This window comes from Streptomyces candidus (assembly GCF_014207445.1).
Taxonomy (GTDB): domain Bacteria; phylum Actinomycetota; class Actinomycetes; order Streptomycetales; family Streptomycetaceae; genus Streptomyces; species Streptomyces candidus.
In genome coordinates this window covers 266,265-289,914 of the sequence record NZ_JACHEM010000008.1, presented here as the reverse complement: position 1 = coordinate 289,914, position 23,650 = coordinate 266,265, and the positions used below count along the sequence as shown (strand labels likewise).

The 23,650-nt window shown below is 72.0% G+C and carries 20 protein-coding genes; 10 read left to right on the top strand and 10 right to left on the bottom strand.

All coding sequences use genetic code 11. The features are described 5' to 3' along the window. The first annotated feature begins 80 nt into the window (after window positions 1-80). The 4 genes from HNQ79_RS17545 to HNQ79_RS17530 all read left to right on the top strand — a co-directional run bounded on the left by HNQ79_RS17545 (window position 81) and on the right by HNQ79_RS17530 (window position 4,695). Entirely contained in the window at window positions 81-992 is a 912-nt protein-coding gene (locus tag HNQ79_RS17545; RefSeq protein WP_185032044.1) for a sugar phosphate isomerase/epimerase family protein, read from the top strand. A gap of 396 nt (window positions 993-1,388) precedes the next feature. Then, window positions 1,389-1,586: a helix-turn-helix transcriptional regulator gene (locus HNQ79_RS17540; protein ID WP_185032042.1), complete on the top strand. Its 198-nt coding sequence runs from the start codon at window positions 1,389-1,391 to the stop codon at window positions 1,584-1,586. A 407-nt stretch (window positions 1,587-1,993) separates the two neighbouring features. Beyond that, the gene (locus HNQ79_RS17535; protein WP_185032040.1) at window positions 1,994-2,317 is read left to right on the top strand and encodes a heavy-metal-associated domain-containing protein; all 324 of its coding nucleotides are present in this window, start codon (window positions 1,994-1,996) and stop codon (window positions 2,315-2,317) included. An 89-nt stretch (window positions 2,318-2,406) separates the two neighbouring features. Next, window positions 2,407-4,695 carry a heavy metal translocating P-type ATPase gene (locus HNQ79_RS17530; RefSeq protein ID WP_185032038.1) on the top strand — a complete coding sequence of 763 codons (2,289 nt, stop codon included), beginning with the start codon at window positions 2,407-2,409 and terminating at the stop codon, window positions 4,693-4,695. A 464-nt stretch (window positions 4,696-5,159) separates the two neighbouring features. On the opposite strand, the gene HNQ79_RS17525 is transcribed toward HNQ79_RS17530, so the two are convergent. From HNQ79_RS17525 to HNQ79_RS17510, 4 genes are all read right to left on the bottom strand, one after another. Further along, window positions 5,160-6,455: a citrate synthase gene (locus HNQ79_RS17525; protein ID WP_185032036.1), complete on the bottom strand. Its 1,296-nt coding sequence runs from the start codon at window positions 6,453-6,455 to the stop codon at window positions 5,160-5,162. Window positions 6,456-6,588: 133 nt separating this feature from the next. Further along, window positions 6,589-8,934 (bottom strand): SF1B family DNA helicase RecD2, encoded by a 2,346-nt coding sequence (recD2, locus tag HNQ79_RS17520; RefSeq protein WP_229923131.1) that lies wholly within the window; start codon window positions 8,932-8,934, stop codon window positions 6,589-6,591. Between the two features lie 155 nt (window positions 8,935-9,089). Then, complete coding sequence (locus tag HNQ79_RS17515; RefSeq protein ID WP_185032034.1) at window positions 9,090-9,392, bottom strand: hypothetical protein; 303 nt, start codon at window positions 9,390-9,392, stop codon at window positions 9,090-9,092. Then, complete coding sequence (locus HNQ79_RS17510) at window positions 9,389-9,682, bottom strand: hypothetical protein (protein WP_185032032.1); 294 nt, start codon at window positions 9,680-9,682, stop codon at window positions 9,389-9,391. Before HNQ79_RS17510 ends, HNQ79_RS17515 begins: the two co-directional genes overlap by 4 nt. A gap of 135 nt (window positions 9,683-9,817) precedes the next feature. On the opposite strand from HNQ79_RS17510, the gene HNQ79_RS17505 reads away from it, so the two are divergent. The 3 genes from HNQ79_RS17505 to HNQ79_RS17495 all read left to right on the top strand — a co-directional run bounded on the left by HNQ79_RS17505 (window position 9,818) and on the right by HNQ79_RS17495 (window position 11,701). Beyond that, on the top strand, window positions 9,818-10,642 hold the full coding sequence (locus tag HNQ79_RS17505; protein WP_185032030.1) for a helix-turn-helix domain-containing protein: 825 nt from the start codon (window positions 9,818-9,820) through the stop codon (window positions 10,640-10,642). Further along, the gene (locus tag HNQ79_RS17500; protein WP_185032029.1) at window positions 10,629-10,853 is read left to right on the top strand and encodes a DUF397 domain-containing protein; all 225 of its coding nucleotides are present in this window, start codon (window positions 10,629-10,631) and stop codon (window positions 10,851-10,853) included. Before HNQ79_RS17505 ends, HNQ79_RS17500 begins: the two co-directional genes overlap by 14 nt. 305 nt (window positions 10,854-11,158) lie before the next feature. Beyond that, entirely contained in the window at window positions 11,159-11,701 is a 543-nt protein-coding gene (locus HNQ79_RS17495) for a DUF937 domain-containing protein (protein WP_185032027.1), read from the top strand. Between the two features lie 196 nt (window positions 11,702-11,897). Here HNQ79_RS17495 and HNQ79_RS17490 read toward each other — a convergent pair whose 3' ends face one another. Genes HNQ79_RS17490 through HNQ79_RS17480 form a run of 3 tightly spaced genes read right to left on the bottom strand, consistent with a single transcriptional unit; the run spans window position 11,898 to window position 15,042 of the window. Continuing rightward, window positions 11,898-12,734, bottom strand: a complete 837-nt coding sequence (locus HNQ79_RS17490; RefSeq protein WP_185032025.1) for a sugar phosphate isomerase/epimerase family protein — start codon at window positions 12,732-12,734, stop codon at window positions 11,898-11,900. Then, window positions 12,731-13,885, bottom strand: a complete 1,155-nt coding sequence (locus HNQ79_RS17485) for a dihydrodipicolinate synthase family protein (RefSeq protein WP_185032164.1) — start codon at window positions 13,883-13,885, stop codon at window positions 12,731-12,733. Before HNQ79_RS17485 ends, HNQ79_RS17490 begins: the two co-directional genes overlap by 4 nt. Window positions 13,886-13,890: 5 nt before the next feature. Continuing rightward, on the bottom strand, window positions 13,891-15,042 hold the full coding sequence (locus tag HNQ79_RS17480; RefSeq protein ID WP_185032023.1) for a Gfo/Idh/MocA family protein: 1,152 nt from the start codon (window positions 15,040-15,042) through the stop codon (window positions 13,891-13,893). A 170-nt stretch (window positions 15,043-15,212) separates the two neighbouring features. Here HNQ79_RS17480 and HNQ79_RS17475 point away from each other — a divergent pair, with 170 nt between their 5' ends. Both HNQ79_RS17475 and HNQ79_RS17470 read left to right on the top strand, forming a co-directional pair. Beyond that, window positions 15,213-16,286, top strand: a complete 1,074-nt coding sequence (locus HNQ79_RS17475; protein ID WP_185032021.1) for a LacI family DNA-binding transcriptional regulator — start codon at window positions 15,213-15,215, stop codon at window positions 16,284-16,286. A gap of 132 nt (window positions 16,287-16,418) precedes the next feature. Further along, window positions 16,419-18,374, top strand: coding sequence for a TerD family protein (locus HNQ79_RS17470; RefSeq protein WP_185032019.1), 1,956 nt, complete (start codon window positions 16,419-16,421; stop codon window positions 18,372-18,374). Window positions 18,375-18,388: 14 nt separating this feature from the next. Here HNQ79_RS17470 and HNQ79_RS17465 read toward each other — a convergent pair whose 3' ends face one another. Both HNQ79_RS17465 and HNQ79_RS17460 read right to left on the bottom strand, forming a co-directional pair. Further along, a complete protein-coding gene (locus tag HNQ79_RS17465; protein ID WP_185032017.1) occupies window positions 18,389-19,129 on the bottom strand; it encodes an SDR family NAD(P)-dependent oxidoreductase in 741 nt (246 codons plus the stop codon). Window positions 19,130-19,307: 178 nt separating this feature from the next. Next, window positions 19,308-20,159: a substrate-binding domain-containing protein gene (locus HNQ79_RS17460; RefSeq protein WP_185032015.1), complete on the bottom strand. Its 852-nt coding sequence runs from the start codon at window positions 20,157-20,159 to the stop codon at window positions 19,308-19,310. Window positions 20,160-20,436: 277 nt separating this feature from the next. Here HNQ79_RS17460 and HNQ79_RS17455 point away from each other — a divergent pair, with 277 nt between their 5' ends. Then, complete coding sequence (locus tag HNQ79_RS17455) at window positions 20,437-21,267, top strand: sugar phosphate isomerase/epimerase family protein (protein ID WP_185032013.1); 831 nt, start codon at window positions 20,437-20,439, stop codon at window positions 21,265-21,267. A 174-nt stretch (window positions 21,268-21,441) separates the two neighbouring features. On the opposite strand, the gene HNQ79_RS17450 is transcribed toward HNQ79_RS17455, so the two are convergent. After that, the gene (locus HNQ79_RS17450) at window positions 21,442-23,283 is read right to left on the bottom strand and encodes a glycoside hydrolase family 3 protein (protein WP_229923130.1); all 1,842 of its coding nucleotides are present in this window, start codon (window positions 23,281-23,283) and stop codon (window positions 21,442-21,444) included. Window positions 23,284-23,650 lie beyond the last annotated feature (367 nt).

Genomic DNA, 23,650 nt, shown 5'->3' with positions numbered 1-23,650 from the left:
AATGGTTTGTCCGGACATATGGCCTCGTTGCCGCTCCGGCTGCCTTGACACCCTTCGCCGCCCGCGGAAAGGCTGCTTCCATGGCCGCCGACGGACAGCTGACGCGCATCAGGATCGGTTCCGCCCCCGACTCGTGGGGGGTGTGGTTCGCCGACGATCCCGGGCAGGTGCCCTGGCAGGTCTTCCTCGACGAGGTCGCCGCCGCCGGATACGAGTGGATCGAGCTGGGACCGCACGGCTATCTGCCCTCCGACCCGCACCGTCTGCGCGCCGAACTCGCCGGCCGGGGCCTGCGGGTGTCGGCCGGGACGGTCTTTACCGCGCTGCACCGGGACGACCCCGGCACGTGGGAGGCCGCCTGGGCGCACGTCGCGGAGGTGGCCGGGCACGCGCAGGCCGTCGGGGCCGGGCACCTGGTGATGATCCCGGCGTTCTGGCGGGACGACCGGACGGGCGAGGTGCTGGAGGACAGCACCCTCTCCCCGGCGCAGTGGCGCATCCTGGCCGACCGCACGGAGCGGCTGTCGCGCCGGGTCCGCGAGGAGTACGGGCTGCGCGTCGTCCTGCATCCGCACGCCGACACCCATGTCGACAGCGAGGAGAACGTCGTGCGCCTCCTCGACTCGACCGACCCCGACCTGGTGTCGCTGTGCCTGGACACCGGGCACTACGCCTACTGCGGCGGCGACAGCGTGCAGCTCATCGAGACGTACGGGGAGCGGATCGGTTATCTGCACCTCAAGCAGGTCGACCCGGCGGTGCTGGCCGAGGTGCACGAGCGGCGGCTGCCGTTCGGGCCCGCCGTGGGCATGGGGGTGATGTGCGAACCGCCGCGCGGGGTGCCGGCGCTGGAGCCCGTACTGCAGGCCGCGCAGTCCCTCGGCGTGGACCTCTTCGCGATCGTGGAACAGGACATGTACCCGTGCCCGCCGGAGCAGCCGCTGCCGATCGCCCAACGGACCCGGAAGTTCCTGCGGTCCTGCGGGGCGTGAAGGCGGGCGTGGAGAGCAGCGGGGTGCACGGCCGGGGCGGCGACGGCCGGCACGCGCGCACGTCCGCACCACCCCGCGCGCAACGGCCGACACGGTAAAGAGCAGGCAAAGCGATCGCGGGGTGCATTACACCCACAAACGGGTCGGACCGAACACATCGGCCCGGTCCGGCCCGCGTGTCCCGCCCTCCTCCCGCACCACTTCCGTCACGGTCGTATCCCTCCCGTCACGCTTGTCGCCATTACGCGGCCCTTCCGTCACAGGCACACGACAGCCCTCACCCACCGATCACGGGGCGTCGTTCACGGGGCAGAGGCTCAGTGATCGCCAGCGAACGCCGCAGCTCCCCCGACGGCCCCCCGGCCGTGGCTGCGGTCTTCGCAGGGAGGTGCACACATGACGGACCACAAGCTCTGGTCGTACAAGGAGATCGCCGCGCACATCCAGGTGCAGCCGGACACCGTGCGCTCGTACCGCAAGCACGGGCTGCTCCCGCCACCCGACCACGTGGAGGGCGGCAAGCCGTACTGGTACGCGGACACCGTCCGCGCCTGGGTGGCGTCCCGGCCCGGCAACAGAAGCCGCAACGGCTGACTCCCCCGCCCCTCGGGCCCCGCACCCGGCCGCACTCCGGCCGCGGGCGCGGGGCCCCTCGCCGTCCGTCTGATCGTCGGGTACGCCTTCGAGCAGCTCCGCCCGAACCGCGCCCCCCTCGGCGTCTTCGCCTTCAACCCGCGGGCCGGCGCGCGTACGAGAAGGCCGGTTTCGTCGCGGAGGGCACGGAGCGCGAGGTGCTGTGGGCCGACGGCCGCTGGGTGGACTCGACGCCGATGTCGGTCCTGGCCCGGGAGTGGGCGGTGCACCGGGGCGGCATGTCGGGGGCCGACACCCGGCGCGGTACCCCCTAGGGGTATAGTCTGGATCGTGACCGGCGCGCGGCCCGACCGCGCCCTCCCGGGCACCACGACACCTGTGTACGCCGTCGAAGAGGAGCAAACGACATGACCGACGAGACCAAGAACCCCGCCGGCGAGCCCGCCCGGCCCGCCGGCTCCTGCTGCTCGCCGTCCGGTTCCTGCGGGACGGACGGCACGGCCGACGTGCAGGTGGGCTCCTTCACCACCGTCTACGAGGTGAAGGGCATGACCTGCGGGCACTGCGAGGGCGCCGTCTCCGCCGAGATCTCCGAGATCGCCGGGGTCGGCTCGGTCGAGGCCGACGCCGCGACCGGCCGGGTGACCGTCGTCTCCGCCGCCCCGCTCGACGAGGAGGCGGTACGGGCCGCCGTCGACGAGGCGGGGTACGAGCTGGCCGGCACCGCCTGATCCGCCCCCGACCCGCAGCCTCCGGGCCGTGTCCGCCGGTTGCCCATACTGGTGCGGGTACGGCCCGGCCCGCTTCCCTGGAGCCCACGATGAACAGCGCGACCCCTGAGCAGGCGCCCGCCACCTGCGCACCGCCCGTCCTGGAGGGGCACGTGGAGCTGGCCATCGGCGGGATGACCTGCGCCTCGTGCGCCGCCCGCGTCGAGAAGAAGCTCAACCGGATGGAGGGCGTCGCCGCCACCGTCAACTACGCGACCGAGAAGGCGCGGGTGGCCTACGACACGGGCACGGTCGCCGTCGCGGACCTCGTCGCCACCGTCGAGAGGACCGGGTACACGGCCGCCGGGCCCGCCGGCCCCGCACCGGACGACACACCGGCCGGGCAGCCCGCCGCCGCTTCGGAACCGGACACCCTGCGGCAGCGGCTGACCGTCTGCGCCGTCCTCGCCGCCCCCGTGATCCTCCTGTCCATGGTCCCCGCCCTCCAGTTCGACAACTGGCAGTGGCTGTCCCTGACGCTGGCCGCCCCGGTCGTCGTGTGGGGTGCGCTGCCCTTCCACCGGGCCGCCTGGACCAACCTGAGACACGGCGCGGCCACCATGGACACCCTCGTCTCGGTGGGCACCCTCGCCGCCTTCGGCTGGTCGCTGTGGGCGCTGTTCCTCGGCGGGGCGGGGATGCCCGGCATGCGGCACGGCTTCTCCCTGACGGCTGGCAGGGCCGACGGCGCCGCCACCGTCTACCTCGAAGTCGCCGCCGGGGTCACCGTCTTCCTCCTGCTCGGCCGCTGGCTGGAGGCCCGCTCCAAGCGGCAGGCCGGAGCCGCGCTGCGCGCGCTGATGCACCTGGGCGCCAAGGACGTGACGGTGCTGCGCGGCGGCCGGGAAGCCCGCATCGCGGTACGGGAGCTGGGGGTGGGCGACCGGTTCGTCGTACGGCCCGGCGAGAAGGTCGCCACGGACGGCACCGTCGTGGAGGGCACCTCCGCCGTCGACGCGTCCATGTTGACCGGCGAGTCGGTTCCGGTGGACGTCGGGCCGGGCGACCCGGTCACCGGGGCGACCGTGAACGCGGGCGGGCGGATCGTCGTCGAGGCGACCCGCGTCGGCGCGGACACCCAGCTCGCGCGGATGGCGCGGCTGGTGGAGGACGCGCAGAACGGCAAGGCCCAGGTGCAGCGCCTCGCCGACCGGGTCTCGGCCGTGTTCGTGCCCGTGGTGCTGCTGATCGCGCTCGGGACACTGGTGGGATGGCTGCTGGCCACGGACGACGTGACCGCCGCCTTCACGGCCGCCGTCGCCGTGCTGATCATCGCCTGTCCGTGCGCCCTGGGGCTGGCGACGCCGACCGCGCTGATGGTCGGTACCGGGCGGGGCGCCCAGCTCGGCATCCTGATCAGGGGGCCCGAGGTGCTGGAGTCGACGCGCCGCGTGGACACCGTCGTGCTCGACAAGACGGGGACGGTGACGACGGGCCGCATGGCGCTGACGGACGTGCTCCCCGCCGCGGGCACGGACCGGGCCCTGCTGCTGCGGCTGGCCGGAGCTCTGGAGGACGCGTCCGAGCACCCGATCGCGCGGGCGGTGGCGGCGGCAGCGGCGGAGGCGGAGAACGGGGCGGGACTTCCGGCCGTCAGCGACTTCGCGAACGTCCCCGGACTCGGCGTACAGGGGACCGTGGAAGGGCGCCGGGTGCTGGTGGGGCAGGAGAAGTTCCTGGCCGACCGGGCCGTCGAGCTGCCCCGCGACCTCGCGGACGCGAAGGCCGCCGTCGAGGCGTCGGGGCGCACGGCCGTCACGGTCGCCTGGGACGGCGAGGCGCGCGGGGTGCTTGCCGTCGCGGACACCGTGAAGGCCACCAGCGCGGAAGCGGTGCGCCGGCTGCGCGCGCTCGGCCTCACCCCGGTACTGCTGACCGGCGACAACCACGCGGTCGCCCGCGCCGTCGCCGCCGAGGTCGGCATCGACGCCGCCGACGTGCACGCGGGGGTACGGCCCGAGGACAAGGCCGCCATGATCACCCGGCTGCGGGCAGCGGGCCGTACGGTCGCGATGGTCGGCGACGGCGTGAACGACGCGGCGGCCCTCGCCACCGCCGACCTGGGCCTCGCGATGGGCACCGGCACGGACGCGGCGATCGAGGCCGGGGACCTGACGCTGGTACGCGGGGACCTGCGGGCGGCTGCGGACGCGATCCGGCTCGCCCGGCGCACCCTGGCCACCATCAAGGGCAACCTGTTCTGGGCCTTCGGCTACAACGTGGCCGCGCTGCCGCTGGCCGCCGCCGGGCTGCTCAACCCGATGATCGCCGGATTCGCGATGGCTTTTTCGTCCGTCTTCGTAGTGACAAACAGCCTTCGGCTACGTACCTTCACATGATGTACACGAGCAACCGCGAGAACACCTGAACAACCGCACGGACACCGCCTCCGGGAGCCCGTACCGAGTGACACGGATCACTTCACTCGGGGGGTAACCATCGGCGGGGGTCGTGAGTCTAGGAAGCGATGCCAAGAACGTCTTGGGGGACGTTCGAGCACGGGGCGTCTTGGGGGACGTCCCGGGCAAGCGTTGGCCGGGACACGTACGGCGGGGAGCTTTGAGCGGCCCTCCCGTTCGGTACGCGTCCCGGCGAACCGCGCGGAACGGGAACCGCAGGAGCAGTTCGAGCGTTGCGCGAGCAGGCACACAGACCTCTGGCGGCGAAAGCCGGCAGACGCCCGGTAGGGATCCCGTGGGGGGAATCCGAACCGGGGAAACAGAGAAGCGCCCCGTATCGCCGACCCGTGGGGGGATCGACGGCGGGGCGCTTTTCGCTGCGCTCAGGAACGCGTGACCGAAGGTCAGCGGCCCTCGACCGGCACGAAGTCGCGAAGGACCTCGCCCGTGTAGATCTGGCGCGGGCGGCCGATGCGCGAACCCGGCTCCTTGATCATCTCGTGCCACTGGGCGATCCAGCCGGGCAGCCGGCCGATCGCGAAGAGCACGGTGAACATGTCGGTGGGGAAGCCCATCGCCCGGTAGATCAGACCCGTGTAGAAGTCGACGTTCGGGTAGAGGTTGCGCGAGACGAAGTAGTCGTCGGAGAGCGCGTGCTCCTCCAGCTTCAGCGCGATGTCCAGCAGCTCGTCGGACTTGCCGAGCGCCGAGAGGACGTCGTGCGCCGCAGCCTTGATGATCTTGGCGCGGGGGTCGAAGGACTTGTACACCCGGTGGCCGAAGCCCATCAGGCGGACGCCGTCCTCCTTGTTCTTCACCTTCTGGATGAAGGCGTCGACGTCGCCGCCGTCGGCCTGGATCGCTTCGAGCATCTCCAGGACGGACGCGTTGGCGCCGCCGTGCAGCGGGCCCCACAGGGCGCTGATGCCGGCGGAGATCGAGGCGAACATGTTCGCCTGCGAGGAGCCGACAAGGCGCACGGTGGAGGTGGAGCAGTTCTGCTCGTGGTCCGCGTGCAGGATGAGCAGCTTCTCCAGCGCGGAGACGACGACCGGGTCCGGCACGTACTCCTGGGCGGGGACCGAGAAGGTCATGCGCAGGAAGTTCTCGACGTACCCCAGGTCGTTGCGGGGGTAGACGAAGGGGTGCCCGATGGACTTCTTGTACGCGTACGCCGCGATCGTCGGCAGCTTCGCCAGCAGACGGATCGTCGACAGGTGGCGCTGCTGCTCGTCGAACGGGTTGTGGCTGTCCTGGTAGAACGTGGACAGCGCCGAGACGACCGAGGACAGCATCGCCATCGGGTGCGCGTCGCGCGGGAAGCCGTCGAAGAACCGCTTGACGTCTTCGTGCAGCAGCGTGTGCTGGGTGATCTCGTTCCGGAAGTCCGACAGTTCGTCGTCCTTCGGCAGCTCGCCGTTGATCAGCAGGTAGGCGGTCTCCAGGAAACTGCTCTGCTCGGCCAGCTGCTCAATGGGGTACCCGCGGTAGCGCAGGATGCCCTGCTCGCCGTCGAGGTAGGTGATGGCGGACTTGTAGGCGGCTGTGTTGCCGTATCCGCTATCGAGGGTCACCAGACCGGTCTGGGCCCGGAGCTTCCCGATGTCGAAGCCCGTGTCGCCGACGGTGCTGTCGATCACCGGGTAGGTGTACTCGCCATCGCCGTACCGCAGTACTACAGAGTTGTCGCTCTCGCTCACGTCATCCCTCACCGACGTAGTGCCTCTTCTTCGAGGTGCCCTGACTGTCTCTACCATCCCCCACTTGGCTCAGCAGAGTGCACTCGGGGTCGGCCATCAGGCCCATTCGCGGCACTGAGTGCCGCCAACCTGCTCATCCTGCCCCCTTCGCCCCGGTTCCGGAACCCCCAGGTGATGTTTCCCACCGATGGCCCCCGCCCGGTTGCCGGGGCTGCGGTACGTGGGTTCCGCCCGCGAGCCGGTGATCGAGTGCGGTGCACCGCCGACCTGCCGAAACGGTGCGTACCGCCTGTCCGATGGCCTTGCGCGACCCCACGAGGACGACGAGCTTCTTCGCCCGGGTGACGGCCGTGTAGAGCAGGTTCCGCTGGAGCATCATCCAGGCGCCCGTGGTGACCGGGATCACCACGGCCGGATATTCACTCCCCTGGGAGCGGTGGATGGTGACGGCGTACGCGTGCGCCAGCTCGTCCAGCTCGTCGAAGTCGTACGGGACCTCCTCGTCCTCGTCGGTCCGTACGGTGAGCGTCTGCTCGACGAGGTCGAGGGCGGTGACCACCCCCACCGTGCCGTTGAAGACGCCGTTCTCGCCCTTGTCGTAGTTGTTGCGGATCTGGGTGACCTTGTCGCCGACCCGGAAGGTCCGTCCGCCGAACCGCTTCTCGGGGAGATCGGGGCGGGCCGGGGTGATGGCCTGTTGCAGCAGCCCGTTGAGGTTCCCCGCGCCGGCCGGGCCCCGGTGCATGGGGGCCAGCACCTGTACGTCCGTCCGCGGGTTCAGGCCGAACTTCTGCGGAATGCGGCGGGCCGCCACGTCCACCGTCAGCCGTCCCGCCTCCTCGGTGTCGTCCTCCACGAAGAGGAAGAAGTCGCTCAGCCCCTGGGTGATCGGATGCGAACCGGAGTTGATCCGGTGGGCGTTGGTCACCACGCCGGACTTCTGCGCCTGCCGGAAGATCTGCGTCAGCCGTACGTGCGGTACGGGCCCACCGTCGGCGAGCAGGTCCCGCAGCACCTCCCCCGCCCCGACGGAGGGCAGCTGGTCCACGTCCCCCACCAGGAGGAGGTGGGCGCCGGGCGCCACCGCCTTCACCAGCTTGTTGGCGAGCAGCAGGTCCAGCATCGACGCCTCGTCGACCACCACCAGGTCGGCGTCCAGCGGCCGGTCCCTGTCGTACGCGGCGTCCCCGCCGGGCTTCAGCTCCAGCAGCCGGTGGACGGTGGACGCCTCCGCCCCGGTCAGCTCGGACAGCCGCTTGGCCGCCCGCCCGGTCGGCGCGGCCAGCACCACCTTGGCCTTCTTCGCCCGCGCCAGCTCCACCACGGACCGTACGGTGAACGATTTTCCGCAGCCCGGCCCGCCGGTGAGCACGGCCACCTTCTCCGTCAGCGCCAGCTTCACCGCGGCCTCCTGCCCGGGGGCGAGGGACGCCCCGGTCCGCTTCGCGAGCCAGCCGAGCGCCTTCCCCCACTCCACGTCCCGGAAGGCGGGCATCCGGTCCTCGTCGGTGCGCAGGAGCCGCAACACCTGACCGGCCAGAGAGAGTTCGGCACGGTGGAAGGGAACAAGGTAGACGGCGGTGACGGGCTCACCGTCCGGTCCCTCGGGGCCGGGCACCTTCTCCCGTACGACCCCCTCCGGGTCCTCCGCCAGCTCGGCCAGGCAGTCGATGACCAGCCCCGTGTCCACCTGAAGCAGCTTCACCGCGTCGCTGATCAACTGTTCCTCGGGGAGGAAGCAGTGCCCCTGGTCGGTGGACTGCGACAGCGCGTACTGAAGCCCCGCCTTCACCCGGTCCGGGCTGTCGTGCGGGATGCCGACGGCCTGCGCGATGCGGTCGGCGGTAAGGAAGCCGATGCCCCAGACATCGGCGGCGAGGCGGTACGGCTCGTTCTTCACGACGGAGATGGAGGCGTCCCCGTACTTCTTGTAGATCCGCACCGCGATGGAGGTGGAGACCCCGACGCTCTGGAGGAAGATCATCACCTCCTTGATGGCCTTCTGCTCCTCCCAGGCGGCGGCGATCATCTTCGTCCGCTTGGGCCCGAGCCCCGGCACCTCGACGAGACGCTTCGGCTCCTGCTCGATGATGTCGAGGGTGTCGACGCCGAAATGGGTGGTGATCCGGTCAGCCATCACCGGCCCGATCCCCTTGATCAACCCGGAACCGAGGTAGCGCCTGATGCCCTGGATGGTGGCGGGCAGCACGGTCGTGTAGTTGTCCACGTGGAACTGCTTGCCGTACTGCGCGTGGGAGCCCCAACGCCCCTCCATCCGCAGCGACTCACCCGGCTGCGCACCGAGCAGCGCGCCGACGACGGTCAGCAGGTCACCCGCCCCGGAGCCGCGCCCGGTGTCCACCCGGCCGACCGTGTACCCGGTCTCCTCGTTGGCGTAGGTGATCCGCTCCAGGACCCCTTCGAGCACCGCCCCACCCGCCGCTGCGCCGGGCGCTGCCCCACCCCCTGTACTGGTCATGATCCGACCGTACCGCCGGGGTGTGACAGCGGGGGCGGGCTGTGGACAACAGTCTCACCCGCTTGCGGTGGCCGCAGGGGGTCCTTCACGGTCGCGCGCCACAGCCTCCATGAGGCGCTGGGCGCCGTTCGCTCCGCTTTCCTCCGTGACGCGCCCTATGGGCGATCATCGCGGCAAGGCGGAGGCGCCGTGCGCGCCCCTCTGCTCTCGGCGACTCGTACGACGTCACGGAGCGACTCGGACAGCCGGCCCGCCAGGAAGCGCAGCTCGGCCTGGGTGACGCGTCGCTCGACGAGCATGTCTTCGGCGTGCCGGAGGAGGTCGCCCGCCATGCCGAGCTGGATGCTTTCGATGGTGTCCGCGACGCGGGAGACGGGGCCCAGGGCGTCGTCGGTGTGCACGTAACAGGGCTTGCCCCCGTCACCGGTCCACGGCAGCAGCCGCCAGGAGCCGCTCACCGGACGGGCCCCGGCTCGCGGGAGTCGTGGACAGCGCTGCCCGACGCGCCGCTCGGCCCGCCGACGTACGGGCAGGAGTACGGGAAGGCGTACGCGTACACGGGCGGCTGCGGGAGCGGCGGCTCCGCGCAGCAGCACTCCGGGACGGACGACGGCGGGAGCGGCTGCGGCTGCTGGTAGGGGTGGGGCTCCGGCCGGGCCTGCGGCTGGGGCTGGAATTGCGCCTGGGGGTGCCGCTGCGGTTGCGGGCGGCGCAGTCGCCCGAGGAGGCGGGCGAGGAGGTGCTTCATGGCGGCCTTTCCTTACGTCCCCGAGGTGCGGGGAACACGTTCTGTGGCGAATCACTCACAGCGTGCGTCGGCCTCTTCTACGCTGCTAGGGGTCAGAGCTTGACAAGGTCCCCGTCAGGTCCGGGAGTTGAGGCAGTGGACAAGAAGGACAAGCCGAGGTCACCACGGGAGAAGTACGGCGAGGAGCTCAAACTCCGGCGGACAGTGGCCGGGTTGACCCAGGAAGCACTGGGCGAGATGGTCGTGTGCTCCCCGACGCTGATCAGCCATTACGAGTCGGGGCGCCGGCTTCCCAGCTCCGAGGACGCCCGGCGGATCGACCGGGCGTTGGGTACGGACGGGTTCTTCGAGCGGTGGCTTGAGGATTTGGAAGCGAAGTACGCCGACCACTTCGCCGGAGTGGTCGAGCTGGAAAAACTGGCCTCCGCGATACGCCAGTTCGCGCTCTCGCTCGTGCCGGGACTGCTCCAGACCGAGGATTACGCGCGGGCGCTTTTCCGTTCGTACCGCCCGAACCACACGGCGGAGGAACTTGACAAAGAAGTTGTCATTCGAACGGAGCGTGCCCGGGTATTGGACGGGCCGGGCTCGCCGGAACTGTGGACGCTGCTCGACGAAGCTGTACTCCGCCGCCAGGTGGGCGGACCGGAAGTCATGGCTCGGCAGCTCCACAAGATCGCGGACATGGCGGAGGCGGGTCGGATTCGCCTGCACGTCCTGCCGTTCGGAGCAGGGGCGCACTCTCTCCTGGAGAGTCTGCTCACCATGATGGCGTTCGAGGACGGGGCACCCGTGGCGTACGTCGAAGGTCTCTACACCGGGCACTTGATGGATGAACCGGCCCTGGTGAGCGCCTGCCAGACGGCCTACGATCTCGCACTGAGCGACGCCCTGTCGCACCGAGAGTCAGTGGCCCTCGTCCGGGCAGCAGCAGAGGAACACGCACATGATCAGCAATGAGCGCACCGTCTCCGACGCCTCCACCCTCACCGGTTGGTACAAGTCCAGCTTCAGTGGCGGTGGGCAGGGCGAGTGCCTGGAGGTAGCCCGGGGCTACGGCGACGTACCCGTGCGCGACAGCAAGGCACCCCAGGGGCCCGCGCTGCGCTTCGCCCGGGACGGTTGGGCCTCGTTCGTCAGGGCGCTGAACGAAGGGCAGATCGCCAGCTGAACCGCAGCAGCACCCGGGCCCCGTCGGACTTGACGGGGCCCTCGTCAGGTTTCGCGCCGTAACCGCTGCCCTGCCACCACACCGGTAAAAGCCAAAGGACCCGGTCCGTCGACCGGGCCCCCCAGCGTCCCCTCCCCCTACACAGGCTTCCGCGCATCCCCCCGGATCCCCTCCCCCGGAAGCCCTGATGCCACGTATGACCCGTCAAGGGGCGGAAGGGTTGTACGGCGGAATGAAAAAGTTCTGGCCGTCCGGGAAGCGCTCAGAAGGTGCCGACATTTGGGCGCGGACGTAGCGTTTCCGACATGAACAACGACTCCTTCCAGCAGGAAGTGCTCAACGAGCTGGGTGACGACAAGCTCTCCGAGATCGCCGGCGTGCTCGGCACGGACGCGGCGGGTGCGCAGAACGTCGTCACTTCGACGGCCGACGCCTTCGCGGGCGGACTCGCCCAGAAGGCGGAGACCGCCACTCCGGAGGAGGCCGAAGAGGTGAAGGCCGCCTTCGCCGAGGCGGCCGAACCGCCGCTCCAGGGCGTCGCCACGCTCGGCGGCGGCATGGGTGGGCTGCTCGGCGGCGGCATGATGGCCGGCGTGCTCGGCAAGCTCGCCAGGCCGGTCGCCAACGCGGTGGCGAAGAAGACCGGCCTTCCGGCGGCGGGCGTCACCCGGGCCATCGAGATCGCCTTGCCCGTGGTGGTGGCCGTACTGACCAAGCGGGCCACGCAGCGCGGGAATCCCGGCACCCCGACGGCCGGCGCGGCTCCGGGAAGCGCGGGTGGCACGGGCAACGCCGGGGGCGGCCTGGGCGACCTGCTGGGCCAGATCCTGGGCGGTGGCAGGAAGTAGGTCGCCGCCGCAGGCAGGACGGGGCTCGGGTGCGGCTGCGTACCTGCCCGGACCGGCTGGTCGGAGCACGTGCCCGGACCCGATGGTCGCAGCACGTGCCCGGGCCGGCCGGTCACCACGCGCTCCCGGACCGCCCGGCCACCACGCGCTCCCCGACCGCCCGGTCAGAGCACGCGCCCGGGCCCGCCGGTCAGCGTCACAGCACGTGCCGCCGGTACCTCTCCACCACCTCCGCCAGGGCCTCCGCCCCATCCCGCGCCCACAACTCCTCGTTGAAGATCTCGACCTCCACCGGGCCCCCGAAGCCGGTCGCGTCGACCTGTTCGCGGAAGCCGCGGAGGTCGATGCTGCCGTCGCCCAACTGGCCCCGGCCCAGCAGCACTCCGGCCGGGAGTGGGGTGATCCAGTCGGCGACCTGGAAGGCGTGGATGCGGCCGCCGGCCCCCGCGCGCACGATCTGCGCGGGCGCCAGGTCGTCCCACCAGAGGTGGTATGTGTCGACGACCACGCCCACCTCGGCGGCCGGGAAGCGTTCGGCGAGGTCGAGCGCCTGGCCGAGGGTGGAGACCACGCAGCGGTCGGCCGCGAACATCGGGTGCAGCGGTTCGATCGCGAGCCGCACCCCTCGCTCCCGCGCGTACGGTCCCAGGACGGCCAGTGCGTCGGCGATCCGTTCCCTGGCCCCCACCAGGTCCTTGTCGCCGGGCGGGAGTCCGCCCGAGACCAGGACGAGGGTGTCCGTGCCGAGGGTGGCCGCCTCGTCGATAGCCGTGCGGTTGTCGGCGAGCGCGCGCTCGCGTCCGGTCCGGTCGGGCGCAGTGAGGAAGCCACCCCGGCAGAGGCTGGTGACGGTGAGGCCGTGGTCGCGCATCAGCTTGGCCGCGCGTTCGGTTCCGTACTCCTGGACGGGGGCCCGCCAGAGGCCCACCGCACCGATCCCGGCCGCCGTGCAGCCCTCGGCGAGTTCCGGGAGCGACCACTGCTTGAGGGTCTCCTGATTGATGCTCAGGCGGGAGAGGTCACCGGTCGTCACTGGGCTACTCCGTTCACGTCCAGCAGTGCCCGCATCCGGGTCGCCGCGAGGCCGGGGTCGAGGAACAGGCCGACACCGTCCGCCAGTTGGTAGGCGCGCGCCAGGTGCGGCAGGGAGCGGGCCGACTGGAGGCCGCCGACCATGGTGAAGTGGGACTGGTGGCCGGCCAGCCAGGCGAGCAGGACCACGCCCGTCTTGTAGAAGCGGGTCGGCGTCTCGAAGAGGTGGCGGGAGAGTTCGACGGTCGGGTCGAGGAGCTTGCGGAACCCTTCGCGGTCCCCCGTGTCCAGGACCCGTACGGCCTCCGCCGCCAGCGGGCCGAGCGGGTCGAAGATGCCCAGCAGGGCGTGCGAGAAGCCCTGTGCGTCGCCTGCGATCAGTTCCGGGTAGTTGAAGTCGTCGCCGGTGTAGCAGCGGACGCCCTCGGGGAGGCGGCGGCGCAGGTCGATCTCGCGCTGGGCGTCGAGGAGGGAAACCTTGATGCCGTCGATCCTGTCGGAGTGGGCGGCGACGACTTCGAGGAAGGTTTCGGTCGCCGCGTCCAGGTCGGACGTCCCCCAGTAGCCCTCCAGCGCGGGGTCGAACATCGGGCCGAGCCAGTGCAGGACGACGGGCTCGGTGGCCTGGCGGAGCAGGTGGCCGTAGGTGGCGAGGTAGTCCTCGGGTCCCGAAGCCGCTGCCGCCAGGGCGCGCGAGGCCATCAGGATGGCCTGTGCGCCGGTCTCCTCGACCAGGGCGAGCTGCTCCTCGTACGCGGCGGTGACCGCCGCCAGGTCGTGCTCGCCGGGCGTGAGTTGGTCCGTACCCACACCGCACGCGATCGTTCCGCCGACCGCCTTCGCCTCGGCGGCCGAGCGGCGGATGAGTTCGGCCGCGCCCGCCCAGTCCAGGCCCATGCCGCGCTGTGCGGTGTCCATGGCCTCGGCGACGCCCAGGCCGTGCGACCACAGGTGGCGGCGGAAGGCGAGCGTGGAGTCCCAGTCGACGGCGGCCGGGGAGTCCGGTGAGGTGTCGGCGTACGGGTCGGCGACCACGTGGGCGGCCGAGAAGACCGTACGGGAGACGAGGGGGGCGCCCCCGGCGACGTACGAGGAGGGCTCGGTGCGCGGGGTGTAGGAGTACGTTCCGCCGCCCGCGACCGGCAGGGTCAGCGCGCTCACAGGGTCAGCTCCGGAACGTCGTAGCGGCGGCCCTCGGCCGAGGACTTGAGGCCCAGCTCGGCGAGCTGCACGCCCCGCGCGCCCGCGAGGAGGTCCCAGGTGTACGACTCGTCCAGGACGACGTGGCGCAGGAACAGCTCCCACTGGGCTTTGAAGCCGTTGTCGAAGACCGCGTTGTCCGGGACCTCCTGCCACTGGTCGCGGAAGGACTCGGTGACCGGGAGGTCGGGGTTCCAGACCGGCTTGGGGGTGGCCGAACGGTGCTGGACGCGGCAGTTGCGCAGCCCCGCGACGGCGGAACCGTGCGTGCCGTCGACCTGGAACTCGACCAGCTCGTCGCGGTTGACCCGTACCGCCCAGGAGGAGTTGATCTGCGCGACGGCACCGCCCTCCAGCTGGAAGATGCCGTACGCGGAGTCGTCGGCGGTGGCCGGGTAGGGCTTGCCCTCCTCGTCCCAGCGCTGCGGGACGTGCGTGGCGACGTGCGCGCTGACGGTGGTGACGCGGCCGAACAGTTCGTGCAGGACGTACTCCCAGTGCGGGAACATGTCGACGACGATGCCGCCGCCGTCCTCGGCCCGGTAGTTCCAGGACGGGCGCTGCGCCTCCTGCCAGTCGCCCTCGAAGACCCAGTAGCCGAACTCGCCCCGCACGGACAGGATTTCACCGAAGAAGCCGCCGTCGATCAGGCGCTTCAGCTTGACCAGGCCGGGGAGGAAGATCTTGTCCTGGACGACGCCGTTCTTGACGCCGGCGGCGCGGGCGAGGCGCGCCAGTTCCAGTGCGCCGTCGACGCCGGTGGCGGTCGGCTTCTCGGTGTAGAGGTGCTTGCCGGCGGCGATCGCCTGCTTCAGGGCGCTCTCGCGGGCGGAGGTCACCTGGGCGTCGAAGTAGATGTCGACCGACTCGTCGGCGAGGACGGCGGAGAGGTCGGTGGACCACTCCCCGATCCCGTGCCGTTCGGCCATCGCGCGCAGCGCGTGCTCGCGGCGGCCGACGAGGACCGGCTCGGGCCACAGGAGGGTGCCGTCGCCGAGGTCGAGGCCGCCCTGCTCGCGGAGGGCCAGGATGGAGCGCAGCAGGTGCTGGCGGTAGCCCATCCGTCCGGTGACGCCGTTCATGGCGATCCGCACTGTCTTGCGTGTCACGTCAGTTCCTCCGTACAGGCCGTACTCGGCGTGGCTCGCCGGGCGCCGCTGGGCGATCCGCACTGGCGAAGCACTCTTAGAAAGCGCTTTCTATGCGCTATGAAGCATGAAGCTAGCCTGAGCACCGCAGGACGAACAAGACCTGGAGCCCCCTGAATGAGGACAGCCGAATGACAGTGACGTTGGCGGACGTGGCACACCGGGCACAGGTGTCCCCGGCCACGGTCTCCCGGGTGCTCAACGGCAACTACCCGGTGGCGGCGGCCACTCGGGAGCGTGTGCTGCGCGCGGTGAAGGACCTCGACTACGTCGTGAACGGCCCGGCCAGCGCGCTGGCCGCCTCGACGTCCTCCCTGGTGGGCATCCTGGTCAACGACATCGCCGACCCCTTTTTCGGCATCATGGCGAGCGCCGCGCAGGCACAGATCAGCGGCGCGGAGGGCACCCCGGGGGCGATCGGCGGCGAGAAGCTCGCCGTGGTCTGCAACACCGGCGGCTCGCCGGAACGGGAACTGACCTACCTCACCCTCCTCCAGCGCCAGCGCGCGGCGGCGGTGATCCTCACCGGCGGCGCGATCGAGGACCCCGACCACTCGGCGGCGGTCGCGGCGAAGCTCGCCAGACTCGCGGAGGCGGGCACCCGGATCGTGCTGTGCGGGAGGCCGCCGCTGCCGCCCTCGGCGGGATCCCCCGTCACCGCCACCCTCTCCTTCGACAACCGCGCCGGGGCCCGCCGCCTCACCGGGCACCTGCTCGCCCTCGGCCACACCCGCATCGGTTACGTCGCGGGCCCCGCCGAGCGCACCACGACCCGCCACCGCCTGGAGGGCCACCGCGCGGCCCTCGCCGCAGCGGGCGTCGCCGACGATCCCGCCCGCACCCTGCACGGCGCCTTCGACCGCGCCTCCGGCATCGCCGCCGCCACGCGACTGCTCGACGCCGAACCCGGCCTGACGGCCGTCGTCGCCGCCAACGACACCATCGCCCTGGGCGTCTGCACCGCCGCCCGCGCCCGTGGCCTGCGCGTCCCCGAGGACCTCTCGGTCGCGGGCTTCGACGACCTCCCGTCGGCGACGGACACGGTCCCGGCCCTCACGACCGTACGACTGCCACTGATCGAGGCGGGCGCCCGGGCGGGCCTGCTGGCGGTCACCCGGGAGACGTCCCACGGCCCGGACGGCGTGGAGACGGTCCCGGCGGAGCTGGTGGTACGGGGGTCCACGGGGGCGATTCGTGGAGCCTGACGCCGGGGACAGGGCAGGCGTCGACATGGACCGACCGGCCGGAGAAGTCCGATGGAAGAGACACAGTGGAGAAAGGCGGACGAAACGGCATTCCGCTTGAGGCGGCCCCTTCTCCACTTCATCCTTCTCCCCATGACCTTCACCTCTCCCCCCTCTCTCGGTGCACTCCATTTGCCGGATCTGCCGGACTACCTGCACGAGTGGGCACTGGTGGACGTTGAGACCTCGGGGCTGACTGCCCGCCGCGACCGGGTGCTGTCGGTCGCGGTGATCACCTTGGGCCCCGACGGGGAGCAGACCGACGAGTTCTCCACCCTGCTCAACCCCGGCTGCGACCCGGGGAGGGTCGACATTCACGGCCTGACTCCGGAGCGACTGTCCGGAGCTCCGACGTTCAATCAAGTCGCGGAGCGGATCGCGGCGATGCTCCAGGGCCGGGTGATGGTCGCGCACAACGCCCAGTTCGACTACGAGTTCCTGGCGCACGAGTTCGCCAGGGCCGGGCTGTCGCTGCCGGTCGCCCGGCGCCTGTGCACACTGTCCCTCAACCGGCAGTTGGACCCGCCCACCACCGACCTCAGGCTCGGGACGCTCTCCACCCACTACGGCCTTCCCCAACTGCGCGCCCATGACGCCCTCGACGACACCCGGACGCTGGTCGGAATCCTGCGGGCGTCGCTGGCCGAGGCTGCGCACCTGGACGTCCCGCTGCCCTTGGTGCCCTGTCCTCCCCGACAGGACGCGCAGTTCACCCCGAAGCCACCCAAGGCGTCGTGCGCCTACCGCAACCCCGGCCGGGTCACGCAGGGCGGGCCGCTGGTGCAGGGCATGAAGGTCGCCGTCACCGGCGACACCGACACCGGACGCACGGAGCTGCTGGCCCGGGCGGTAACCGCAGGACTGAACGTGATGGGCTCGGTCAGCAAGCACACCAGCGCCCTCGTCACGAACGACAGTGCCACCGGTTCCGCGAAGGCTCGCCGCGCGCTCGCCGAGGGCGTTCCGGTCATCGACGAGCGCTCCTTCCTGCGGATGCTGGGCGATGTACGGCCGGGCACACCGCACGACGCACCGGCAGCGGTGCCGGGCCCCGCGCCGGAGACCGCCGTCCTCGCCCCCGCTTCGGGAACGGCCCTCTCCTCCGCGCCCGAGCCGGAGTGGGAGATCGCTCCTGCGCAGGGCGGCTCCGCATCCGCCCCTGTGCCCGCCCAGGCGTCCGCTTCTGCAGCGGGCTCCTCGCAGCCCCGCGGTGCTGGCCGGCCCGCGAAGGCGGCCAGGCTCCCGAGGCCCACCGGGCCTCTCTCCGGCCGGCGCGTCCTGGTCCTCGGCGGCTCGCACCCGGAGGCGGCCTCGTACCGGATCCGAGTGGTCGAACTCGGCGGCTCGGCCGCCGTGAACCTTTCCGCGAGCGTCACTGATGTCGTCGTGCTTCCCGGCGGCCATCAGGATCGCCGGATGGGACGGATTGCCCAACTCGCCGTTCCCGCACACGAACCGGACTGGCTGGACGGAACGGTCGCCCCGTACGAACCCGGAGCGTTCCACCGTCCGCACGCACCGCAGACCGTGCCGCGGGGCGGTGTGACGGACCTGCCCGCGCTCAGGGCGGGGACGCCGCTCTCCGTCACCGCCACGTGGGGGTCGCGCACGGCGTGCGCGATCGACGTCGTCGCCTTCGTCCTGGACGACGACGAGCAGGTCTCCTTCGACGAGGACTTCGTCTTCTACGGCGCCCCGGAAAACCCGGCAGGGACGGTGCGCTTGTTCACCGGCGGTCCCGCCGAACAGACCGTCACCATCGATCTGGCGGCCTTGCCTCCGGCCGCCCGTCGGGTGGTCGTGGCAGCCGCCGTCGACGGCGAGGACACCTTCGGTGACGTGGGTCCGCTCCAGGTCGCGGCGTCGTGGGGCAACGTGGAGGCGCCCCTCGCACGTGCCACGCTGGACGCCGCGACCACCGAACGGACCTTGCTGTTAGCGGAGTTCTACCTCCGGGCAGGACAATGGCGATTCCGGGCCGTGGGCCAGGGATACGACCACGGCCTCGAAGGCCTGGCGCGGGGCTACGGCGTCGACGTGGCCGACTGACCCTTCCTGCGGGCCTACCGTCCCCCCGCCACCCGAAGCACCGTCCCCGACGTGTACGAGGCCTCCGGAGAGAGCAGCCAGGCGATGGCGGCGGCGATCTCGGAGGCTTCGCCGGCGCGGCGCAGGGGGAGGTCGGGGGCCATGCGGGCGGGGCGGTCGGGGTCGCCCATCGCGGCGTGCATGTCGGTGTCGACGAGGCCGGGGGCGACGGCGTTGACACGGATGCCGTCGGGGCCGAGTTCCTTGGAGAGACCGACGGTGAGAGCGTCGACGGCGGCCTTGGAGGCGGCGTAGTGGACGTACTCGCCGGGGCTGCCGAGGGTGGCCGCACCGGACGAGATGTTGACGATGGCGCCGCCGCCGGCCGCCGTCATGTCGCGGGCGGCGCGGCGGCAGCACAGCAGGGTGCCGAAGACGTTGACGTCCAGGACACGGCGTAGGTCCTCGGTGGTGGCGTCGGCGAGGGGGCTGAGCCTGCCGGTGACGCCCGCGTTGTTGACCAGGCCGGTGAGCGGGCCGAGTTCGGCGGCGACGGTGTCGAAGAGCCGGTCGACGTCCGCCTCGACGGAGGTGTCCGCGCGGACGGCGAGGCAGCGGACGCCGGTTGCCCGGACCGCCGCCGCGCTCTGCTCGGCGGCGGCCTCGTCCCGTACGTAGGCGAGTGCGATGTCGTGACCGTCGGCGGCGAGGCGCAGGCAGGTGGCGGCTCCGATGCCTCGGCTGCCACCGGTGACGAGGGTGATCGGACGGGCCACGTGCTGCCTCCTGGTGGAGTGGATTCCGGTGCGACGCACGGGGTGACGCATGCGGTGTGCGACGCACGGGGTGCGTGTGCGGTGCGCTGCGCGTGCGACGCGGGGGCGGTCCGCGTCGTCGCGCGGCGCGCTCCGGACATGATCCAACAGGAGGCGACCGGGTCTGCCGGGAGGGTGTTCAGCCCTGAAGTGCCTGCGTGATGCCGGTGTAGAAGAGGGTGTGGGAGGTGGCGCTCGCCGGGAGCTCGGGGTTCCAGGGCAGGATGCGGACGCCGTCGCCGAGCAGGGCAGGGTCGAGGAGCGCCGCGTTCGCCCGTACGTCGGCGAGGACCAGCCGGGGGCCGAGCGCGGCAGCCGTCGGCCAGTCCACGGTCGCCCAGTTCGCGCCGCCCTCCGGCGGCGGGCTCAGCAGGGGCACCCCGAGGGCGGTGAGGGCGCGCAGGTCCGGCCAGGTGTGCGGGCGGGCGAGGTGCACCTCGGTACCGCTCGCCGGGGACAGGGCGAGCAGGGGCGGGGCCGCAGGACCGGCGAGCGACTTGAGCTTGGCCTGTGCGTCGGCGAGCTGGTAGGCGGACTCCGGGGGTTCCGCGCCGCCGAGGCTGTGCGCGAGGGCGCCGAAGGCTTCCCGTACGTCGGCCAGGGAGCGGCTCTGACCGACGTCGATCACGACGACCGGGATCTGCTCCTCCAGGTGCTTGACCGCGTCGGGTTCCATGCCGTAGACCGCGCCGCCGCCGTAGGTGACGGCGACGAGGAGGTCGGCGCCGGAGGCGAGGATCCCGTCCGGGTCGAGGGAGGCGCCCGCGCCGAAGTAGGTCAGGCCGTCGAGCGGCAGGGAGCCGCATTTGGCGGGGTCGGGGGCGGGGCCGTCGTGGTGGGAGCCGAAGATTCCGTGCGGGCGCAGGCCGTGGTCCCAGAGGGACGCGCCTGCCTGGAGGTACGCGGCGATACGGGTGGGGCGGTCGGCGGCGGACGCCAACTGGCCGCGGGAGTCGGTGAATTGCCAGGCGCCGGAGGTTTCGGAAGTCATGGGCGTGTCCTGCCCCGTACGGCAGTCCCCTACTCTGCCCCCGCGCCTCCGCCGGCCGAGCGGCCGGGGGCGGGACCGGGCCCGGCGGACGGCGGGGCGCCCGCGGTGGTTTTCGGCCGGAACCGGGTACCGGAAGGGGGCGCCCCGGAACCGGCGGCCCGGCCCCGGCCGGCCCCGCCGCACCCGAGGCCGTACGCACCACCGCAGGACGAGCCGTACGCACCACCGCAGGAACAGCCGTATCCACCACGGCAGGAACAGAAGGAGTTGTCGCCCAGTGAAGCTGGCCTTTTCCACCCTCGGCGTCCCCGGCATGCCGATGTCCGACGTCGCCGCGCTCGCCGTGGGCGCCGGTTTCCAGGGCGTCGAGCTGCGCGCCCACCCCGAGGAGCCGGTGCATCCGGGGATCGGGCCACAGGCGCGCGCGGCGACCGCTGCGACGTTCGCCGACGTGGGGATCGAGATCCTCGCCGTCGCCGGGTACGCGAAGGTCGCCGTCCCGGGCGAGGACGAACCGGTGCTGGCGGAGGTCCGGGGCCTGCTGGAACTGGCGCGGGACCTGGGCGCTCCGTACGTACGGGTCTTCCCCGGCGCCGGGGACGCGCGGGACGTCGCGGAGAACGCCTCCGCCGGCGGCTGCGAGAGCGGCGACGACCGGGCCGCGCGGCGGCTGGGCGCGGCGGCGGAGATCGCCGAGGAGTACGGCGTGCGCATCCTCCTGGAGACCCACGACTCGCACCGCACCGGCGTGGACGCGGCCCGTGTCGTGGCCGCCGTCGGCCACAAGAACGTCGGCGTCCTGTGGGACGTCATGCACACCTGGCTCGGCGGTGAGGACCCCGCCACCTCCCACGGCGTGCTCGCCCCGTACCTCGGTTACGTGCAGTGCAAGGACATCGCGTCGGCCGACGACACGACTCCGCTCCCCCTCGGCGCCGGGGTGCTGCCGCTCGCCGAGTGCCTCTCCCTCCTCACCCCGAACGACTGGGTGTGCTGGGAGTACGAGAAGCGCTGGTACCCGGGGGCGGCGGAGCTGCCGGGTCTGCTGGCGGCGGGACGGGAACACCTGGCCCTGCTGGCTTCCGCCAAAGGCTCCTCGGCCCGCTGAACCGGAACCGGGCCAGCGGGCCGAGGAGCGTGAAGGGGGCCACCGGGGAGGCGGGGTGGCGGCTGAGCAGGAACCCCCACGCCCCGAAGCCGAAGACGGTGACCACCCAGGCCACGTAGAGGGCCCCGCCGTCCCGCGCCTCCCCCGTCCTCGGCCCTGAGCCCGTCCCCCGCCTCAGTACCCCAGCCCGTGCCCCACGGGGAACAGCACCGTCCCCGGGTCGTCCGCCCTGTGCACCGGGACGGGCAGTCGTCCCGTCGGGCGGATCCGTCCCGCCAGTACGCGTGCCGCGGCTCGCGTCTCGACGTCCGTCCAGGAGTACGCGGCGAGGTGGGCGCGCGCGCCGAGGCCCGTGGTGCGGGCCACGTCGTAGGGGTTCTGGATCGCGATCGTCGTCACGGGGACGCCCGTCGCCGCGAGTTCGGCCACCAGGGTCCGCTGGGTGCTCGTGGCCGACACGTTGCGGGTGGTCACGACGACCGCGTTCGCGCCCGCCCGCGCCGCGGCGACCGCTTCGTCGATCTTCGCTCGGGTGGGGGCGGGGCCGGTGGGCAGCGCCGTCGCGGTGAAGCCGAGCCCGGTGAGCTCGGCGGCCAGGACGGCGGTGGGCGGGCCCGTCGTGCCGGTCGGGGAGGCCGGGTCGACGCCGACGACGAGCACCCGCCGGTGGCGGCGGGGGGACAGGGGCAGCAGCCCGCCCTCGTTCACCAGGAGGGTCGTCGTCGCGTCGGCGATCCGGTCGGCGGCGGCCAGGTGGCGGCGGGTGCCCACGGTGCGGTCGACGGCGCGGCGGGTCACGTACGGCTGGTCGAAGAGCCCGCGCTTCGCCTTGAGCCGGAGGATGCGCAGCAGGGACTCGTCGATCCTTGCCTCGGTGAGTTCCCCGCCCCTGACCGCCGCGAGGACCGCGTTCCAGGCCACGTCCAGGTTCGGCGGGTTGAGGAGCTGGTCGCATCCCGCCTTCAGCGCCAGCACCGGCACCCGGTCGTCGCCGTATTTCGTGCGGACGCCCTCCATGCTGAGCGAGTCGGTCACGACGACGCCCTGGAAGCCCAGTTCCTCCCGGAGGATCCCGGTGAGGATGGGGCGGGACAGCGTCGCGGGGTCCTCCGCCGGGTCGAGTGCGGGGACGACGATGTGGGCCGTCATGATCGAGTCGATGCCGGCGGCGACGGCGGCGCGGAAGGGCGGCGCGTCGAGCGCCTGCCACTCCTCCCGCGTGTGGTCGATGTGCGGGAGTTTGTGGTGGCTGTCGTCCTTGGTGTCGCCGTGCCCCGGGAAGTGCTTGGCCGTCGCGACGACTCTGGCGGACTGGTAGCCCCGCACCTGGGCGGCGACGAGGGCGGCCACCGACGACGGCTCGGAGCCGAAGGAGCGGACGCCGATGACCGGGTTGCCGGGGTCGACGTTGACGTCCGCGTCGGGGGCGTAGTTCTGCCGGATGCCGAGGGCGGCGAGTTCGGCACCGGCGATACGGGCGGCTTCGCGGGCGTCACGGGTGCCGCGCCGGAACGCGCCCGCGCCGAGCGCCATCGCGCCGGGCAGCAGGGTGGCGGGTCTGCCCACCCGCGCGACGATGCCGTGCTCCTGGTCGGTGGAGGTCAGGAGCGGGATGCGGGTGCGGTCGGCGAGGGCGGCCTGCTGGATGCCGTTGGAGAGGTCGGCGATCTGGTGCGGGTCGCGGGTGTTGTGCGCCCACGCGAAGTAGATGATGCCGCCGACGTGGTACTTCGCGATCAGCTCGGCGGCGGTACGGACGCCGATCTCCTTGAGGTTGGCGTCGACGTCCGCCTGGTCGGGGGCGGTCGCGGAGTGTCCGTACACCCGCATCACGAAGAGCTGGCCGACCTTTTCCTCCAGGGTCATGGAGGCGATGAGGTGGCGGAGGCGGTCGGCGGTGGGCCGGTCGGCCGCCGCGGCGGGGCCGACGGTGCCTCCGGTGACGGCGACGGCCGCCGCGGCGGCGCTCGCGGTGAGGAGGGTGCGGCGGGAGGGAGCGGAGGTGCGGTCCGGCACGGGTACCCCTTCGTGAAGCCCTTGAAGGAAACTTCCAGCGGGGTCACACTGGCTCGAAAGTAAGTACCCGTCAATAACCGTGCAGAGCGTGGTGCGGGGACTTTCCGGGAGTGGGGGCCGGGGGGGAGGGGGCCGCCACCGGCGCATATGGAGGGGGCGCGCCGGTGGCGGCGTACTGCCGGCCGCGGACGGTTGGAGAGGGGAGTCAGCGAACGCAGCCAGCAGCGAGGGCCGACACCGCCCTGCGGAGACTCTCCGGCGGTACGGCAATGGGACGACGCGGGACGCGAGCGGGTTCCCGGGTCCTCCGGGAAAGTCGCCGCTTCTCGCACATTGGTGCGAGTGCGAGGGATGGGCCGGGCGGGGT

Bases quoted from the DNA above. Each gene is read 5' to 3' on its own strand.
- HNQ79_RS17545 (WP_185032044.1), top strand. From the start codon at position 81: ATGGCCGCCGACGGACAGCTGACGCGCATCAGGATCGGTTCCGCCCCC.
- HNQ79_RS17540 (WP_185032042.1), top strand. From the start codon at position 1,389: ATGACGGACCACAAGCTCTGGTCGTACAAGGAGATCGCCGCGCACATC.
- HNQ79_RS17535 (WP_185032040.1), top strand. From the start codon at position 1,994: ATGACCGACGAGACCAAGAACCCCGCCGGCGAGCCCGCCCGGCCCGCC.
- HNQ79_RS17510 (WP_185032032.1), bottom strand. From the start codon at position 9,682: ATGAAGCACCTCCTCGCCCGCCTCCTCGGGCGACTGCGCCGCCCGCAA.
- HNQ79_RS17530 (WP_185032038.1), top strand. From the start codon at position 2,407: ATGAACAGCGCGACCCCTGAGCAGGCGCCCGCCACCTGCGCACCGCCC.
- HNQ79_RS17495 (WP_185032027.1), top strand. From the start codon at position 11,159: ATGAACAACGACTCCTTCCAGCAGGAAGTGCTCAACGAGCTGGGTGAC.
- HNQ79_RS17470 (WP_185032019.1), top strand. From the start codon at position 16,419: ATGACCTTCACCTCTCCCCCCTCTCTCGGTGCACTCCATTTGCCGGAT.
- recD2 (WP_229923131.1), bottom strand. From the start codon at position 8,934: ATGACCAGTACAGGGGGTGGGGCAGCGCCCGGCGCAGCGGCGGGTGGG.
- HNQ79_RS17475 (WP_185032021.1), top strand. From the start codon at position 15,213: ATGACAGTGACGTTGGCGGACGTGGCACACCGGGCACAGGTGTCCCCG.
- HNQ79_RS17500 (WP_185032029.1), top strand. From the start codon at position 10,629: ATGATCAGCAATGAGCGCACCGTCTCCGACGCCTCCACCCTCACCGGT.
- HNQ79_RS17460 (WP_185032015.1), bottom strand. From the start codon at position 20,159: ATGACTTCCGAAACCTCCGGCGCCTGGCAATTCACCGACTCCCGCGGC.